This is a genomic window from Cytobacillus solani (assembly GCF_006704205.1).
GTDB lineage: Bacteria > Bacillota > Bacilli > Bacillales > Cytobacillaceae > Cytobacillus > Cytobacillus solani.
The window spans coordinates 4,945,422-4,961,202 of record NZ_CP041305.1 but is presented as its reverse complement, the minus strand read 5'-3'; the positions used below and the strand labels follow the sequence as shown (position 1 = coordinate 4,961,202).

Below are 15,781 nucleotides of genomic sequence, written 5' to 3'. Positions count from 1 at the left end.
TGAAGGGGAACAATCATGGGAAAGTTAAGTATTCGTGAAATTGAAGAAAAAATAATTGCAGAGGATCGCTTAGATGATTCCTTTATTGAATTGCTAGCCAAAGATGAACGAAAGGGTGTTCAACAGCTATTAAAAAAGTGGCACAGGCGGAAGGAAGAAGAAAAGAAGGCGCACGAAAAGTATGTGCTAATGACTAATTATGAAAAGAAATATAGAAATCTTGGCTTTCAACATATTGCTGGAATTGATGAAGTGGGAAGAGGCCCGCTAGCAGGACCAGTTGTAACAGCTGCCGTTATATTACCAGCCGATTTTTATTTGCCAGGCCTTGATGACTCAAAAAAACTTTCAGAGCAAAAACGTGATGAGTATTTTGAAATCCTTCAATCATCAGCAATTGCCATTGGAGTTGGAATGATCGACGTCGACGAGATCGATCGCATAAATATTTATGAAGCGACGAAAAAGGCCATGAAATCAGCCATTATCCATTTAAATGTCCAGCCGGATTTTCTGCTAATTGATGCAGTTAAACTCAACACTCCCTATCCATCTGAAGTAATTATTAAAGGCGATGGCAAAAGTATATCGATTGCAGCCGCCTCAATCATTGCTAAGGTAACACGTGACCGGCTAATGTCAGATATAGGAAAGGAGTATCCTGAATATGGATTTGCTAAGCATATGGGCTATGGAACGAAAGAGCATCTTGCAGCCATTCAACAGTTTGGTATTACTCCCTATCATCGAAAAAGCTTTTCTCCGATAAAGGAGTATGTGGAAAAATAGGAAGAAGGTGATAGCATGCGAGCTTCGAATATTGTTCAGGATCTAATCACGCAAGATAAACGAACGACGAACAGACCCCTTACTTTTCGGCCAGGGCAGATTATTAGCGGGAAGGTTTTAAAGCTCTTTCCGAATCAGATAGCTGAAGTGCAAGTGGGTTCTCAAAAGGTTATTGCACAATTAGAGGTGGGTCTTTCCGTCAATGACCGCCACTTTTTTCAGGTTCAATCGATCGATGGACAAGTACAGCTTAAAGTATTGGAATCACCTGGTTTAAACGGAAAGCAGCCCTCGGTAGAGAATCTATTAAAGCAACTGAACCTTCCAGTTACAAAAGAATATGTCTCCTTGCTCCAATTCTTCTTGAGAGAACAGCTTCCAATTACAAAGGATACAATACATATGGCAGCTGAATGGCTTAAAAGCAGCGACTCTTTTCAGGAAGGGTTAGAAGGGATAAGATTATTGCTGACTAAGCAGCTCCCTTTTACAAAGGATGTCTTCCATTCCCTGACTTCTATCCTAAAAAATGAACCGATGTCCTTGTTAATGGAGAATCTATTAACTCAAATAAAGGGTGAAATTCCAACTGAATCTAGTAATAAGCTTTCAGCGATATTAACAGAAATGACAATAACAGAAAAAGAAAAGATAAGTAATATTGCCTTAATGAAGCTAGTAAAAGACTGGCTCAGTTCGCCGGATCAACTAAAATCTAAAACAGCCTTTCATTTCCTGCAGAATACAGGGTTCATTTCCACTAATGCAAGTGAAGAGAGTATGGTTCAGCAAGGTCTTGAAAAATGGGCAAAAGCAGACTTGGTGCAAACCAAAAGCAGTCCAGCGTTAAATATTATTCCTGAATTAGTAGAGATCAATCGTACTGGCAGCAGAGAGGAACTTATTTTAACTTTAACTAAGCTTCAAAATATAATTAAAAATGATGCAAACGGCGGGATGGACTCGAAAGCTTTGAGTGAAATCCAGAAAGTACTATCGGATATAAGAAACTCTAACATTGCTCTTCCTTTAAATGAAAGGGATATGAAAGCTTTAGCTCAAGCCATTTTTCAACTGTTAGCACAAGAAACGGACAGGATGGAATTACCCAATGGTACGGCAGTATGGAAGCAAATTCTTCCTATATTAAACCAAACGCACCAGTCACTTTCAAAACTGGATAACATGCTATTTATGGATCAGGCTGAATTATCGACAAATCTTTCGAATGAGGAACAAACACTTATAAATCAAATGAAAAATGACATAAAATTAGCAGGTATGCAGTGGGAGAACTCACATGCAGTAAAGGATCAGATCAAACATTTAATCCAATCAATCGGTCTTTCTTATGAACATGAACTGTTAAGTGCGCTGAAAAATCCAGAAGGGGATACGGCTAATAAAGCTGAGACGGTTAAACCGCTTTTAATGCAGCTGTTATCGGAGGAAGTCTCACCTGCAATAAAAGATGCTGCAGAGAAGCTATTATTCAAAATAACAGGGTTCCAGCTGCTCTCACAGGAGGTTGGACCACTTCTACAATATGTGTTTCAAGTTCCATTGTCTTTCCGGGAGATAAAATCAGACTTAACGATGCAATGGAGTGGGCGGAAAACAGAAAATGGCAAGATTGATCCGAATTTCTGCCGTGTCCTTTTCTATCTGAATCTGAATCAATTAAAAGAAACAATTGTAGATTTACAGGTGCAGAACAGGGTAATGAACATATCGATTATTAATGAGCGGACTGATATGAGAATGCTGGCCGCACCTTTCATTGCCCAGTTAAAGGAAAATTTAATAAAGATCAATTATCAGCTATCATCTATTGCATTTGAGAAACCGAAAGATGAGAATGTGAATAAATTGAAGGAGACGATTTCTTCACGTTCTGCAATGAGTCATGTTAATGGGGTTGATTTTCGAATATGAAAAAGCAGCATCTTCGGAAAGAGGCAGTGGCATTATCATATAATAAATATGGGCATGATATTCCAAGAGTGATTGCGAAGGGAAAGGGCTTAGTTGCCGAAAACATCCTAGATCAGGCAAAGGAACATCATGTTCCCATTCAAGAGGATCCATCATTAGTCGAGCTTCTTGGCAAGCTAGAAATCAATGAGCAAATCCCTGACGAACTATATCAAGCAGTTGCTGAGATCTTTGCATTTATTTATCGTACGGACCAAGCAGCGAAAAAAACAGATAAATAATTTGAATTTTTTTCCAATCGCGTTAAATCTGGGGGATTCGTTTTAAACGAAATCCCCATCTTTTTTATATTAAAAAAGTAATTTTTCTACTAAAGCAAGCAAATATTGTAATAGGGAATGGATTATTTGGTTTCTGAATTTTATAAATTTTAAAAGAAATATAATATTTCCCTAATAAAGGTGGACAAGGTTTGTGTAGTTTTATAAAATGAAAGCGCAGTCTATTTTTTGTAAAGAGCTTATAGGAGGATGGGAAATGAATATCCATGAGTACCAAGGTAAAGAAATCCTCAGAAAATACGGGGTAGCAGTACCAAACGGAAAAGTTGCATTCACAGTTGAAGAAGCTGTTGAAGCGGCTAAAGAATTAGGCACAGAGGTTTGTGTAGTAAAAGCACAAATTCATGCTGGCGGCCGTGGGAAGGCTGGCGGTGTTAAAGTTGCGAAAAATTTAGATGAAGTTCGTACATATGCTAATGAAATTCTTGGCAAAACACTTGTAACGCACCAAACAGGTCCAGAAGGAAAAGAAGTCAAACGCCTGCTAATTGAAGAGGGCTGTGACATTAAAAAAGAATACTATATTGGTTTAGTACTAGACCGTGCAACTTCACGTGTAGTTCTGATGGCTTCTGAAGAAGGCGGAACAGAAATTGAAGAAGTGGCAGAAAAGACACCTGAGAAAATTTTCAAGGAAGAAATTGATCCAGTTGTTGGTTTAAGCGCGTACCAAGCACGCCGTATCGCTTTTAACATCAATATTCCGAAAGAGCTTGTGGGCCAAGCGGTTAAGTTCATGATGAGCTTATATACTGCTTATATTGAAAAGGATTGCTCAATCGCCGAAATCAACCCATTAGTTGTCACTGGCGACGGAAAAGTTATGGCATTGGATGCAAAATTAAACTTTGATTCAAATGCATTATACCGTCAAAAAGACGTACTAGAGTATCGTGACCTTGAAGAGGAAGATGCGAAAGAAATCGAAGCATCAAAATATGATCTTAGCTATATTTCATTAGATGGAAATATCGGCTGTATGGTTAACGGAGCTGGTCTCGCGATGTCTACAATGGATATCATTAAACATTATGGCGGCGACCCGGCTAACTTCCTTGATGTTGGGGGCGGTGCTACTGCAGAAAAGGTTACAGAAGCATTCAAAATTATTCTTTCTGATCCAAATGTAAAAGGTATTTTTGTTAATATCTTTGGTGGAATCATGAAGTGCGACGTTATCGCAACAGGTGTTGTTGAAGCTGCTAAGCAAGTTGGTTTGAAAGTACCGTTAGTTGTACGTTTAGAAGGTACGAATGTAGACTTAGGGAAGAAAATTCTTGCCGAATCTGATATTGAGATTGTTGCAGCAGAGTCTATGGCTGACGGTGCACAAAAAATCGTTTCCTTAGTTGGCTAAGCACTGGAGATAAGAAAGGGGAATTGACGTGAGCGTTTTTATTAATAAAGATACGAAGGTTATTGTTCAAGGAATTACGGGTTCAACAGCCCTTTTTCATACAAAACAAATGCTTGAATATGGTACAAAAATTGTTGGAGGAACTTCACCTGGTAAAGGTGGTTCTGAAGTAGAAGGAGTGCCTGTATTCAATACAGTACAAGAAGCAGTAAAAGCTACTGGCGCTACCGCTTCTGTAATTTATGTTCCTGCTCCTTTTGCTGCTGATGCGATTTTAGAAGCTGTTGATGCAGAGCTGGATTTAGCAATCTGTATAACTGAACATATCCCTGTTCTAGATATGGTTAAAGTGAAACGCTATATGGAAGGCAAGAAAACTCGCTTAGTAGGACCAAACTGTCCAGGTGTGATTACTCCTGATGAATGTAAGATTGGGATCATGCCAGGATATATCCATAAAAAGGGACATGTTGGCGTAGTTTCTCGTTCTGGAACATTAACTTATGAAGCAGTTCATCAATTAACGGAAGCAGGAATCGGACAAACAACAGCAGTTGGTATTGGTGGCGACCCTGTTAACGGAACTAACTTTATTGATGTATTAAAGGCATTCAATGAAGATCCTGAAACATATGCTGTGATCATGATCGGAGAAATTGGCGGAACGGCTGAAGAAGAAGCAGCTGAATGGGTAAAAGCAAATATGACCAAACCTGTTGTAGGCTTTATTGGCGGACGCACGGCACCTCCTGGAAAGCGTATGGGGCATGCTGGGGCAATTATCTCAGGCGGTAAAGGTACGGCTGATGAGAAAATCCGAGTAATGAACGAATGCGGCATTGAAGTTGCCGATACACCATCTGTAATGGGTGAAACATTAATTAAAGTCCTTAAAGAAAAAGGGCTTTATGACAAATGTAAGACACATTAATAAGCGAATTTAAATATCAATGATAAGTCCCCCTAAATAGGGGGACTATTTATGCATTTATCCCCCAAGTATATTTCCTCAACTCCAATCTAATTTTATAGGAGGTCCCCAATGGATGAATTTACAAAAAGGCTAGTTCATTTGCATCATTGCAGAGGTATTGGCTGGAAGACTATTTATTATATTTTAAAATCTGACCCTGAGCTCAAATCCCTTTATCACAATACCTTTGATCCTTTATATCTGCAAAAATCCTCCTCGATTATAGCTATCAATGACCTTCATTCTGATCTTATTCTTGAACAAATCCGACAATATTCACTAAACGGCATTCGAATCATTACTATTTTTGATGACGAATATCCACTATTATTAAAAGAAACCTATCAGCCGCCATGGGTTATTTATGCAAAAGGGGATATACGCTTATTAAAAAAAGACAATCTATTAGCTGTTGTTGGTTCAAGACAATATACAGAGTACGGTGAAAACGCCATAAAATATATATTGCCGAAATTAATAGAGAAAGGAATTGTCATTGTTAGCGGGTTAGCCTTGGGGATTGATACGATTGCCCATCATTCAGCCATCCAAAATCATGGGCAAACGATTGGAGTGATCGCTGGTGGACTATTTCATATTTATCCAAATACAAATGAAAGTCTGGCGGCAGAAATGATGAAAAATCAATTGATTATTTCAGAATATCCACCCCACACCAAACCGGATAGATGGCAATTCCCGATGAGAAATCGAATTATAAGCGGAATCAGCAAAGGAACATTTATTGTTCAAGCTAAGAGCAAAAGTGGATCACTGATCACTGCAAACTATGCTGTGCAGGAAGGGAGAGAAGTATTCGCCCTGCCTGGGAGTATATTTAGTGCCTATTCAAGCGGTACCAATGAGCTCATTCAGCAAGGGGCGAAATTAGTCAATACACCGGAAGATATTTTAGAAGAATTAATATATTAATCTTTATGTATTATTTTTAATAAATTGCTGTATAATTTCTAAAAAACATATTCTTTAGATTTATACTTAGATATGTGGTAAAGTATAAAAGCGCTTTCGAAACATTACGATTATGTTTGACAAATATGTAATATATGTACAATAATAATGGAGAATTTCATGATAGAAGTAAAATGATTATACATTTCTAAACAAAAATGAGATGCAATCAATTTTAAGTGAAAAAATTTTACCATTGTCATTTATTAATATAGAAACCATATGTTGGTCTAAAGTTTTATAAAAATGATCGAATAACAAAGTGAATCGCAAGTAAATAATTTAAAAATCCCTCTTAAGGAGGACTATTGATGTCAGAGTTTCTTGTAATCGTTGAGTCGCCAGCAAAGGCAAAAACGATTGAGCGTTATCTTGGGAAAAAATATAAAGTAAAAGCATCTATGGGCCATATTAGAGATTTACCAAAAAGCCAAATGGGTGTCGACGTAGAAAAACAATTTGAGCCAAAGTATATAACTATACGCGGAAAAGGCCCAATTTTAAAAGAATTAAAGACTGCTGCGAAAAAAGCTAAGAAAATCTATCTTGCAGCCGACCCTGATCGTGAAGGGGAGGCAATTGCATGGCATTTAGCCCATAGCTTAAATATGGATGTTACATCGGATTGCCGTGTAGTTTTTAATGAAATTACAAAGGATGCCATTAAAGAATCTTTTAAGCATCCTCGGCCGATAAACATGGATCTTGTCGATGCACAACAGGCCAGAAGACTACTCGACCGCCTTGTTGGTTACAATATTAGTCCTTTACTATGGAAGAAAGTCAAGAAAGGTTTAAGTGCTGGGAGAGTTCAGTCTGTTGCTGTTCGATTAATTATTGACAGGGAGAAGGAAATTAAAGCATTTGTTCCTGAAGAATATTGGTCCATTGAAGGTGACTTTCTAAAGAGAAAGGAAAGCTTTGAAGCGAACTTTTACGGGATCGGGAATGAAAAGCTTGAATTACATTCGAAGGAAGAAGTTGATCGTGTCCTCAGCAAGATGAAGGGAAACGAATTCCAAGTTTCATCTGTCACTAAAAAAGAGCGAAAGCGAAACCCTGCCGCACCGTTTACTACTTCATCCTTACAGCAGGAAGCTGCACGAAAATTAAATTTCCGTGCGAAGAAAACGATGATGCTTGCACAGCAGCTTTATGAAGGGATTGACCTTGGCAAGGAAGGAACGGTTGGTCTGATCACTTATATGCGAACAGATTCTACCCGTGTATCAGAAATCGCCCAGGCGGAGGCAACACAATTTATTGAACATTCATACGGAAAAGAGTACTTATCAACTGAAAAGAAAAAAGAAAAGAAAAAGTCAAATACTCAGGATGCTCATGAGGCTATCCGTCCAACTAGTATAATGAAAGAACCGAATAGCTTAAAAGAATATTTATCAAGGGATCAACTGCGGCTTTATCGATTAATATGGGAGCGTTTTGTTGCAAGCCAAATGTCTGCTGCGATTATGGATACAATGAGTGTTGATTTGAAAAATGAAGATGTTCTTTTCCGTGCGACAGGATCAAAAGTAAAGTTCCCTGGGTTCATGAAGGTATATGTAGAAGGAACGGATGATTCATCTGAAGAAAAGGATAAAATGCTCCCTGATCTCCAAGAAGGGGATATTGTGTTAAAGAAAGATATCGAGCCTAAGCAGCATTTTACTCAGCCGCCACCAAGATATACGGAAGCAAGGCTAGTGAAAACGTTAGAAGAGCTTGGAATAGGGCGACCGTCTACATTTGCTCCAACTTTGGATACAATACAAAAGCGCGGTTATGTAGGATTGGATAATAAAAGGTTCGTTCCTACAGAACTAGGAGAAATCGTTTTAGAACTAATTCTAGAGTTTTTCCCAGATATACTTGATGTCGAGTTTACAGCTAAAATGGAAAAGGATCTTGACCATATTGAAGAAGGAAAAGTCAATTGGGTACAGATTATCGATGACTTTTACGGAGATTTCGAAAAGCATTTAAAAATTGCAGAAAAAGAAATGCAGGAAGTAGAAATAAAGGATGAGCCAGCTGGCGAAGATTGTGAACAGTGTGGAAATCCAATGGTATTTAAAATGGGCCGATATGGGAAGTTTATGGCGTGCAGTAATTTTCCAGATTGCCGAAATACGAAAGCCATTGTTAAAGAGGTTGGAGTAAAGTGCCCGAGCTGTAAAGAAGGAAATATAATAGAGAGAAAAAGTAAGAAACGCCGGATTTTTTATGGGTGTGATCGATTCCCTGAATGTGATTTTATTTCTTGGGACAAACCTTTGCCGCGTAGCTGTCCAAAATGCGAGAACCTTCTTGTGGAAAAGAAGCTGAAAAAAGGTGTCCAAGTACAATGTGTTGAATGTGACTACAAGGAAGAGAAGCAAGGTTAAGAGGTGGGCCAAAAGGCTCACTTTTTTCTATTGTGCCAATCTTTAAGAAAAAAACAGTTATTTTGCCTAACATTTAAAACTTTATTATTTTTCAAACGTAGTATATAATGCAAGATGGTTTGAAATTTGGGAAAGTTAAGATTGGAGTTTCATTTACATAGTTGGAGGTTCTTATCAAATGAAGGAAACAGTTAATGTTATAGGTGCTGGTTTAGCTGGCAGCGAAGCTGCTTGGCAAATTGCTAATCGCGGAATCCAAGTCCGATTATACGAAATGCGGCCAGTACGACAAACTCCGGCCCACCATACAGATAAATTTGCTGAGCTTGTATGCAGCAATTCATTAAGAGCAAATACACTAACAAATGCAGTTGGTGTGTTGAAAGAAGAAATGAGAAATTTGGACTCCGTCATTATCGCTTCCGCTGATGCATGTGCTGTTCCGGCCGGAGGTGCTTTAGCAGTCGATAGACATGAGTTTGCGGCATTGGTGACAGAGAAAGTCAAGAATCATCCGAATGTAACGGTCATTACAGAAGAAGTAGCAGAGATTCCAGAGGGCCCTACGGTTATTGCAACTGGACCACTTACGAGTGAAGCACTTTCGTCCAAACTTAAAGAATTATCTGGTGAAGAATATTTATATTTCTATGATGCGGCTGCGCCAATCATTGAAAAAGAATCCATTAATATGGATAAGGTTTATTTGAAGTCACGCTATGATAAAGGGGAAGCAGCTTATTTAAACTGTCCAATGACAGAAGAAGAATTCAATACATTTTACGAAGCGTTAATTTCTGCTGAAACTGTTCCTTTAAAAGAATTTGAAAAAGAAATCTTTTTTGAAGGATGTATGCCAATTGAAGTAATGGCAGGTAGAGGAAAGAAAACCATGCTTTTCGGACCGATGAAGCCAGTTGGTTTAGAAGACCCTAAGACGGGGAAAAGACCGTTTGCTGTCGTCCAGCTTCGCCAGGATGATGCTGCTGGAACGTTATTCAATATTGTAGGATTTCAAACTCATTTAAAATGGGGTCCACAAAAAGAAGTCATTCAATTAATTCCAGGACTAGAAAATGCAGAGATTGTCCGTTATGGGGTTATGCACCGTAACACATTTATTAACTCACCAAAAGTGCTGCGTCCTACCTATCAATTTATCAATCGGAATGATTTATTTTTTGCAGGGCAAATGACGGGGGTGGAAGGATATGTAGAATCGGCAGCAAGCGGCTTAGTTGCTGGCATCAATGCTGCCCGTCTAGTAAAAGGCAAGGAACTTCTTGAATTTCCTCATGAAACGACGATAGGAAGTATGGCTAGATATATTACCTCTGCGAATGCTAAAAGCTTTCAGCCAATGAATGCAAATTTCGGATTACTGCCAGATCTTCCGGTTAAGATTAAAGGGAAAAAAGAAAGAAATGAACAGCATGCTGCTCGAGCGTTAGAAACAATTCAGAACTTTGCGAAAAATAAGGAGATTTAATTGCAAGGGTTTCTAAAATATGTTACGCTTTAGAAGCCCTTGTGAGGTGATAGAATGGATCCAAATGTGAACAATTCGTTAACTTTGTTTATTGAATATTTACAAATTGAGAAAAATTATTCACAATATACTATTGAACATTATCACCATGACATCAGTGAATTCTTTATGTTCATGACTGAACAATCAATTAGCAGCATAGATGATGTTAAGTATTTAGATGTTCGTATTTACTTGACAAAGTTATATGATGAGAAACTTGCCAGAAAGACCGTTGCAAGGAAGATCTCTTGTCTTCGCAGTTTTTTTAAGTTTTTGGTTAGAGAAAGACTCGTACAAGATAATCCATTTGCGCTTGCATTTATTCCAAAGGCAGAAAAAAAGCTACCGGAATTTTTTTATGAAGAGGAAATGGATGCTTTATTTCATGCTTGTGAAACGGAAACTTCTTTAGGTCAAAGAAATAAAGCGCTACTTGAACTGCTCTATGCAACTGGGATGCGTGTAAGTGAATGCAGTCAAATTCGCATGAAGGATCTTGATATGTATCTCTCAACAGTGCTAGTACATGGAAAAGGGAATAAGCAGCGTTATATTCCGTTTGGAAGCTTTGCGCATGATGCGCTCCAGAATTACATAGACAACGGCCGTAAGAGCTTGCTTTCAAAAAGAGATACTCCCAATGATTATTTATTCTTAAATTTTCGGGGAGGTCAGTTAACGTCTCGCGGAATAAGATTGATCCTTGATAAACTGATTGAACAATCTACCTTAACGGGTAAAATACATCCACATATGCTTAGACATACGTTTGCTACTCATTTACTTGCGAACGGAGCAGATATGAGAACGGTTCAGGAATTACTAGGTCATGCTTTTTTGTCATCGACTCAGGTGTATACACATGTTTCGAATGAATACTTAAGAAAAACATATAATACCCACCACCCTAGGGCCTAAACAAACGTTCTTTTGTTTAGGCAAGGTATTGGCTAGTAAGAGGACGATGGATAATAAGTAAAAGGAGGATTAATCATGTCTCAATTCCACGCAACAACTATTTTCGCTGTGCAGCACAATGGGGATTGTGCAATGGCTGGAGATGGTCAAGTAACTTTTGGGAATGCGGTTGTGATGAAACACACTGCGAGAAAGGTTCGAAAGCTGTTTAATGGAAAGGTAATTGCTGGATTTGCTGGCTCAGTTGCAGATGCATTTACATTATTTGAAATGTTTGAAGGGAAACTAGAGGAATATAATGGGAATTTGCAGCGTGCAGCAGTTGAGCTTGCAAAACAATGGAGAAGCGACAAAGTTTTACGAAAGTTAGAAGCAATGCTTATTGTGATGAATGCTGAAAACCTGCTTCTTATTTCAGGTACTGGGGAAGTTATTGAACCAGATGATGGCGTTTTAGCAATCGGTTCAGGAGGGAACTATGCACTAGCTGCAGGAAGATCTCTGAAAAGATATGCTGGGGATCATTTATCGGCTAAAGAAATAGCTAGAGCATCCCTTGAGATGGCAGCTGAAATATGCGTATATACAAATACCAATATCATTGTGGAAGAACTTTAAGGGAAGGTGTGTGCGATCAATGGTTAAAGGAACGAACTTAACACCCCGCCAAATTGTTGAAAAGCTTGATCAATTTATTATTGGCCAAAAAGATGCGAAGAAGGCAGTTGCAGTTGCTTTAAGGAACAGATACCGCCGCGGTTTGCTTGAAGACCAAATGCGGGATGAAATCAGTCCAAAAAACATTTTAATGATCGGACCTACAGGTGTCGGTAAAACTGAAATTGCCCGCCGGATGGCCAAGTTAGTTGGAGCACCATTTGTTAAGGTTGAAGCAACTAAATTTACCGAAGTAGGCTACGTAGGCAGAGATGTTGAATCAATGGTAAGAGACCTGGTTGAAACATCGGTACGTCTTGTCAAAGAGGAAAAAATGGCAAGTGTAAAGGAACGTGCAGAAGAAAGTGCAAATCGCATTATCGTTGAATTGCTCGTACCTTCAAGTAAAAAGTCCGTAAATTACAAGAATCCGCTTGAAATGTTATTTGGCGGTGGAAACGTTCAATCTGAGCAAGACAATCACACAACGGATGATTTGGACCTTCAAGGGAAACGCAAGGTTGTGAGGGAAAAGCTTGTATTAGGTGAGCTTGAAAATGAAGTTATTACAGTTGAGCTAGAGGAGCAGCAGCCTTCTATGTTCGACATGCTTCAAGGTTCTGGAATGGAACAAATGGGAATGAACATGCAGGATGCACTTGGCAGTATGATGCCTAAACGCAGGAAAAAAAGAAAGCTAACTGTAAGTGAAGCGCGAAAGGTCTTAACGAATGAAGAAGCGCAAAAACTCATTGACATGGATGAAGTAACACAAGAGGCAGTTTTCCGCGCAGAACAATCTGGTATTATCTTTATCGATGAAATTGACAAGATCGCTAGCAAAAATAGTGGTGGATCGACTGCTGATGTATCTCGAGAGGGTGTACAGAGAGATATATTACCTGTTGTTGAAGGCTCTACAGTTGTAACGAAATACGGATCTGTGAAAACGGATCATGTCCTGTTTATGGCAGCAGGTGCCTTCCATATGGCAAAACCATCTGATTTAATCCCTGAATTACAAGGGCGTTTTCCAATTCGAGTGGAGCTGACAAAGCTCACTGTTGATGATTTCTTCAATATACTCGTTGAGCCTGATAATGCGTTAATTAAACAATATGAAGCATTATTGGAAACGGAAGGTATACAAATTGAATTTTCTGACGATGCTATACGTAGGATCGCTGAATTTGCCTTTGAAGTGAATCAAAACACAGATAATATTGGAGCAAGACGTCTCCATACGATAATGGAAAAGCTGCTTGAAGATTTATCTTTTGAAGCACCAGAAATTACGTTAGATAAAATTACAATTACTCCACAATACGTGGAGGAGAAATTAGGAGCTATCTCAAGAAACAAAGATTTAAGCCAATTCATTTTGTAGGTTTTGTTTTAAATTGTTTGTGAAAGGGTAGACAAATAAATAAAAATAGGACTTGTGTTTAGCATTTAGGAGGAAGAAAGAATGGATTTATTAACGAGAACAAGAAAAATTAATGCAATGTTACAAAGAGCAGCAGGTAAACCGGTAAATTTTAAGGAAATGGCTGAAATTTTAAGTGATGTAATTGAAGCGAATATTTATGTTGTTAGCAGAAGAGGAAAACTTCTAGGTTATGCTGCAAATCAACAAATCGAGAATGAGCGAATGAAAAAAATGCTTGAAGATCGTCAATTTCCTGAAGAATATACAAATAGCCTTTTCAACATTCAGGAAACATCTTCAAATATTGATGTAAATAGTGAATACACTGCATTCCCGATCGAAAATAAAGAGCTATTCAGCAATGGTTTAACAACAATTGTTCCAATTATTGGCGGAGGAGACCGTCTTGGTACGCTAATTCTTGCAAGATTGAAGGAGCAGTTCCATGATGATGATCTAATCCTGGCTGAGTATGGAGCAACTGTAGTAGGAATGGAAATTCTTCGTGAAAAGGCAGAAGAAATCGAGGAAGAAGCAAGAAGTAAAGCGGTTGTTCAAATGGCTATTAGTTCACTTTCATACAGCGAACTTGAAGCGATTGAACATATCTTTGAAGAATTAAACGGCAAAGAAGGTTTACTAGTTGCCTCGAAGATCGCTGATCGCGTAGGAATTACAAGATCTGTTATAGTAAATGCCCTTAGAAAATTAGAAAGCGCTGGTGTGATTGAATCACGCTCTCTAGGTATGAAGGGTACTTACATTAAGGTACTTAATGACAAGTTTTTATTTGAACTAGAAAAATTAAAATCAAACTAATTTAACATGCAATTGTGCAATAAATAAAAATACATTGAACAACACCAACTTTCGACAAGTTGGTGTTTTTTTATTACAAGACCATTACAATATTGCAAGGTGATTTATAGTAAGTAATGCTCGCTACAAAAGAACTAAGGTAATTAAAGAAAAGAGTGTATACATATGTAAAGTCTGTTTGTACGGTTTAAATTGTTCGGAAAATCGTAATTATTTACAATGATTTCCTGTACAAGAATTCAAACAATCAAATTATAATGAAAATGGGTCGAATGTCCTGTTAAAAGTATTCTATTGTGCATAGACATATTATTTCATTTTCTTTACAATGTACTATAGGTCGACAAATTATGCGAATAATCATCAAAATAATACATTTACAATTAATATACTTACAATGAACTGAATAAAAATGAGGTGCGTATATGAAGTTGTTTTCTAATACGATAACAACCCTTGAAAAAGGGTTAAATTATTCTTCACTTAAACAAAAAGTAATCTCGCAAAACATTGCCAATGAAGCTACTCCGGGATATAAAGCGAAGGATGTTAGTTTCAAAGAAACATTGCAAACGGCTGTTAATCAAGGAATACCCGCATATCGTACAGATAGCAGGCATTATGAATTTAATATTAGCGAACCATCCAATAAGGGGGTCGTTACAAGGAAAAATGTTTCTTTTAATGAAAATGGGAACAGTGTAGATATTGATAATGAAATGGCTGATTTAGCTACAAATCAAATCTATTACAACGCATTAACTGAAAGAATTAGCGGGAAGTTCTCCAGCTTACAAAATGTCATAAGGGGAGGCAAATAAAAATGACGATTTTTCATAGTATGAATAATACTGCATCAGCGTTATCTGCTCAACGATTACGCATGGATGTCATCTCCTCAAATATGGCTAATGTAGATTCAACAAGAGCGAAATATGTGAATGGAGAATGGCAGCCGTACAAACGTAAATCAGTTGTGCTTCAGCCGAAGGAAGGGCAATTTTCTAATTTCTTACATATTGCTATGAATAGAAGCAATGATGGTTCGGTTGGTAATGGTGTGAAAGCAACAAAGATCGTTGAAGATGAAACTCCATTTAAGCTTGTTTACAATCCAGAACACCCTGATGCTAATGCTGAAGGCTATGTCGAACTGCCAAATGTTGACCCTTTACGGGAAATGGTAGATTTAATTAGTGCTACAAGATCCTATGAAGCAAACGTAACCGTCTTTAATGCATCTAAGGGCATGATGATGAAGGCTCTTGAAATCGGCAAGTAAAGGAGAAGAATAAATGATTAATATCGACTCAGTTACATCGGCAGCTCACGTATTAAAACCTCAAACTGAAAATAAGATTCATACAAATTCACCATCTGAAGCACAAAAAAGCTTTGCGTCTGTATTGAAGGAATCTATTGATAAGGTGAATGAACTACAGGTTCAATCTGACAAAGCGACAGAAAAGCTTGTTAATGGTGAGAATATAGATTTACATCAAGTAATGATTGCCTCTCAAAAGGCAAGTGTAGCAATGTCAGCAACGTTAGAGATTCGTAATAAAGTGATTGAAGCTTACCAAGAGACAATGAGAATGCAAGTTTAATAGGAAAGCTCTAGTCTTGTTCTTTGCTAAATGACCGAAACTAGCTGAAGGTAAGAGAGCAATTAT

The 15,781-nt window shown here is 38.0% G+C and carries 15 protein-coding genes; all 15 read left to right on the top strand.

What is annotated here, in order from left to right; translation table 11 throughout:
• The first annotated feature begins 15 nt into the window (after positions 1-15).
• The 15 genes from rnhB to fliE all read left to right on the top strand — a co-directional run bounded on the left by rnhB (position 16) and on the right by fliE (position 15,715).
• On the top strand, positions 16-789 hold the full coding sequence (gene rnhB, locus FI644_RS24915; RefSeq protein ID WP_053475647.1) for a ribonuclease HII: 774 nt from the start codon (positions 16-18) through the stop codon (positions 787-789).
• Between the two features lie 15 nt (positions 790-804).
• Positions 805-2,724 (top strand): TP0910 N-terminal domain-containing protein, encoded by a 1,920-nt coding sequence (locus FI644_RS24910; RefSeq protein ID WP_056684161.1) that lies wholly within the window; start codon positions 805-807, stop codon positions 2,722-2,724.
• Positions 2,721-3,005: an EscU/YscU/HrcU family type III secretion system export apparatus switch protein gene (locus FI644_RS24905; protein ID WP_053475649.1), complete on the top strand. Its 285-nt coding sequence runs from the start codon at positions 2,721-2,723 to the stop codon at positions 3,003-3,005. The genes FI644_RS24910 and FI644_RS24905 overlap by 4 nt, the downstream gene beginning before the upstream one ends.
• Before the next feature lie 256 nt (positions 3,006-3,261).
• Positions 3,262-4,422 carry an ADP-forming succinate--CoA ligase subunit beta gene (gene sucC / locus FI644_RS24900; protein ID WP_053475650.1) on the top strand — a complete coding sequence of 387 codons (1,161 nt, stop codon included), beginning with the start codon at positions 3,262-3,264 and terminating at the stop codon, positions 4,420-4,422.
• A 28-nt stretch (positions 4,423-4,450) separates the two neighbouring features.
• A complete protein-coding gene (gene sucD, locus FI644_RS24895; RefSeq protein WP_053475651.1) occupies positions 4,451-5,353 on the top strand; it encodes a succinate--CoA ligase subunit alpha in 903 nt (300 codons plus the stop codon).
• Between the two features lie 111 nt (positions 5,354-5,464).
• On the top strand, positions 5,465-6,328 hold the full coding sequence (gene dprA / locus FI644_RS24890; RefSeq protein WP_053475652.1) for a DNA-processing protein DprA: 864 nt from the start codon (positions 5,465-5,467) through the stop codon (positions 6,326-6,328).
• A gap of 350 nt (positions 6,329-6,678) precedes the next feature.
• Positions 6,679-8,754: a type I DNA topoisomerase gene (gene topA / locus FI644_RS24885; RefSeq protein ID WP_053475653.1), complete on the top strand. Its 2,076-nt coding sequence runs from the start codon at positions 6,679-6,681 to the stop codon at positions 8,752-8,754.
• A 178-nt stretch (positions 8,755-8,932) separates the two neighbouring features.
• Positions 8,933-10,243 (top strand): FADH(2)-oxidizing methylenetetrahydrofolate--tRNA-(uracil(54)-C(5))-methyltransferase TrmFO, encoded by a 1,311-nt coding sequence (trmFO, locus tag FI644_RS24880; protein ID WP_053475654.1) that lies wholly within the window; start codon positions 8,933-8,935, stop codon positions 10,241-10,243.
• A 54-nt stretch (positions 10,244-10,297) separates the two neighbouring features.
• Complete coding sequence (xerC, locus tag FI644_RS24875) at positions 10,298-11,203, top strand: tyrosine recombinase XerC (protein WP_053475655.1); 906 nt, start codon at positions 10,298-10,300, stop codon at positions 11,201-11,203.
• 75 nt (positions 11,204-11,278) lie between these two features.
• Positions 11,279-11,821 (top strand): ATP-dependent protease subunit HslV, encoded by a 543-nt coding sequence (hslV, locus tag FI644_RS24870; protein ID WP_053475656.1) that lies wholly within the window; start codon positions 11,279-11,281, stop codon positions 11,819-11,821.
• A gap of 19 nt (positions 11,822-11,840) precedes the next feature.
• Positions 11,841-13,247, top strand: coding sequence for an ATP-dependent protease ATPase subunit HslU (gene hslU, locus FI644_RS24865; protein WP_053475657.1), 1,407 nt, complete (start codon positions 11,841-11,843; stop codon positions 13,245-13,247).
• 81 nt (positions 13,248-13,328) lie between these two features.
• Entirely contained in the window at positions 13,329-14,108 is a 780-nt protein-coding gene (gene codY, locus FI644_RS24860; RefSeq protein ID WP_053475658.1) for a GTP-sensing pleiotropic transcriptional regulator CodY, read from the top strand.
• Between the two features lie 425 nt (positions 14,109-14,533).
• Positions 14,534-14,929, top strand: coding sequence for a flagellar basal body rod protein FlgB (flgB, locus tag FI644_RS24855; RefSeq protein ID WP_142108941.1), 396 nt, complete (start codon positions 14,534-14,536; stop codon positions 14,927-14,929).
• A gap of 2 nt (positions 14,930-14,931) precedes the next feature.
• Entirely contained in the window at positions 14,932-15,390 is a 459-nt protein-coding gene (gene flgC / locus FI644_RS24850) for a flagellar basal body rod protein FlgC (protein WP_053475660.1), read from the top strand.
• Positions 15,391-15,403: 13 nt separating this feature from the next.
• The gene (fliE, locus tag FI644_RS24845; protein ID WP_082446535.1) at positions 15,404-15,715 is read left to right on the top strand and encodes a flagellar hook-basal body complex protein FliE; all 312 of its coding nucleotides are present in this window, start codon (positions 15,404-15,406) and stop codon (positions 15,713-15,715) included.
• The last annotated feature ends 66 nt before the right edge of the window (positions 15,716-15,781 follow it).

Excerpts from the sequence above, each read along its gene's own strand:
- fliE (WP_082446535.1), top strand. The coding sequence starts at position 15,404 with ATGATTAATATCGACTCAGTTACATCGGCAGCTCACGTATTAAAACCT.
- codY (WP_053475658.1), top strand. The coding sequence starts at position 13,329 with ATGGATTTATTAACGAGAACAAGAAAAATTAATGCAATGTTACAAAGA.
- xerC (WP_053475655.1), top strand. The coding sequence starts at position 10,298 with ATGGATCCAAATGTGAACAATTCGTTAACTTTGTTTATTGAATATTTA.
- rnhB (WP_053475647.1), top strand. The coding sequence starts at position 16 with ATGGGAAAGTTAAGTATTCGTGAAATTGAAGAAAAAATAATTGCAGAG.
- sucC (WP_053475650.1), top strand. The coding sequence starts at position 3,262 with ATGAATATCCATGAGTACCAAGGTAAAGAAATCCTCAGAAAATACGGG.
- hslU (WP_053475657.1), top strand. The coding sequence starts at position 11,841 with ATGGTTAAAGGAACGAACTTAACACCCCGCCAAATTGTTGAAAAGCTT.
- FI644_RS24905 (WP_053475649.1), top strand. The coding sequence starts at position 2,721 with ATGAAAAAGCAGCATCTTCGGAAAGAGGCAGTGGCATTATCATATAAT.
- hslV (WP_053475656.1), top strand. The coding sequence starts at position 11,279 with ATGTCTCAATTCCACGCAACAACTATTTTCGCTGTGCAGCACAATGGG.
- dprA (WP_053475652.1), top strand. The coding sequence starts at position 5,465 with ATGGATGAATTTACAAAAAGGCTAGTTCATTTGCATCATTGCAGAGGT.
- FI644_RS24910 (WP_056684161.1), top strand. The coding sequence starts at position 805 with ATGCGAGCTTCGAATATTGTTCAGGATCTAATCACGCAAGATAAACGA.
- topA (WP_053475653.1), top strand. The coding sequence starts at position 6,679 with ATGTCAGAGTTTCTTGTAATCGTTGAGTCGCCAGCAAAGGCAAAAACG.
- flgB (WP_142108941.1), top strand. The coding sequence starts at position 14,534 with ATGAAGTTGTTTTCTAATACGATAACAACCCTTGAAAAAGGGTTAAAT.
- trmFO (WP_053475654.1), top strand. The coding sequence starts at position 8,933 with ATGAAGGAAACAGTTAATGTTATAGGTGCTGGTTTAGCTGGCAGCGAA.
- flgC (WP_053475660.1), top strand. The coding sequence starts at position 14,932 with ATGACGATTTTTCATAGTATGAATAATACTGCATCAGCGTTATCTGCT.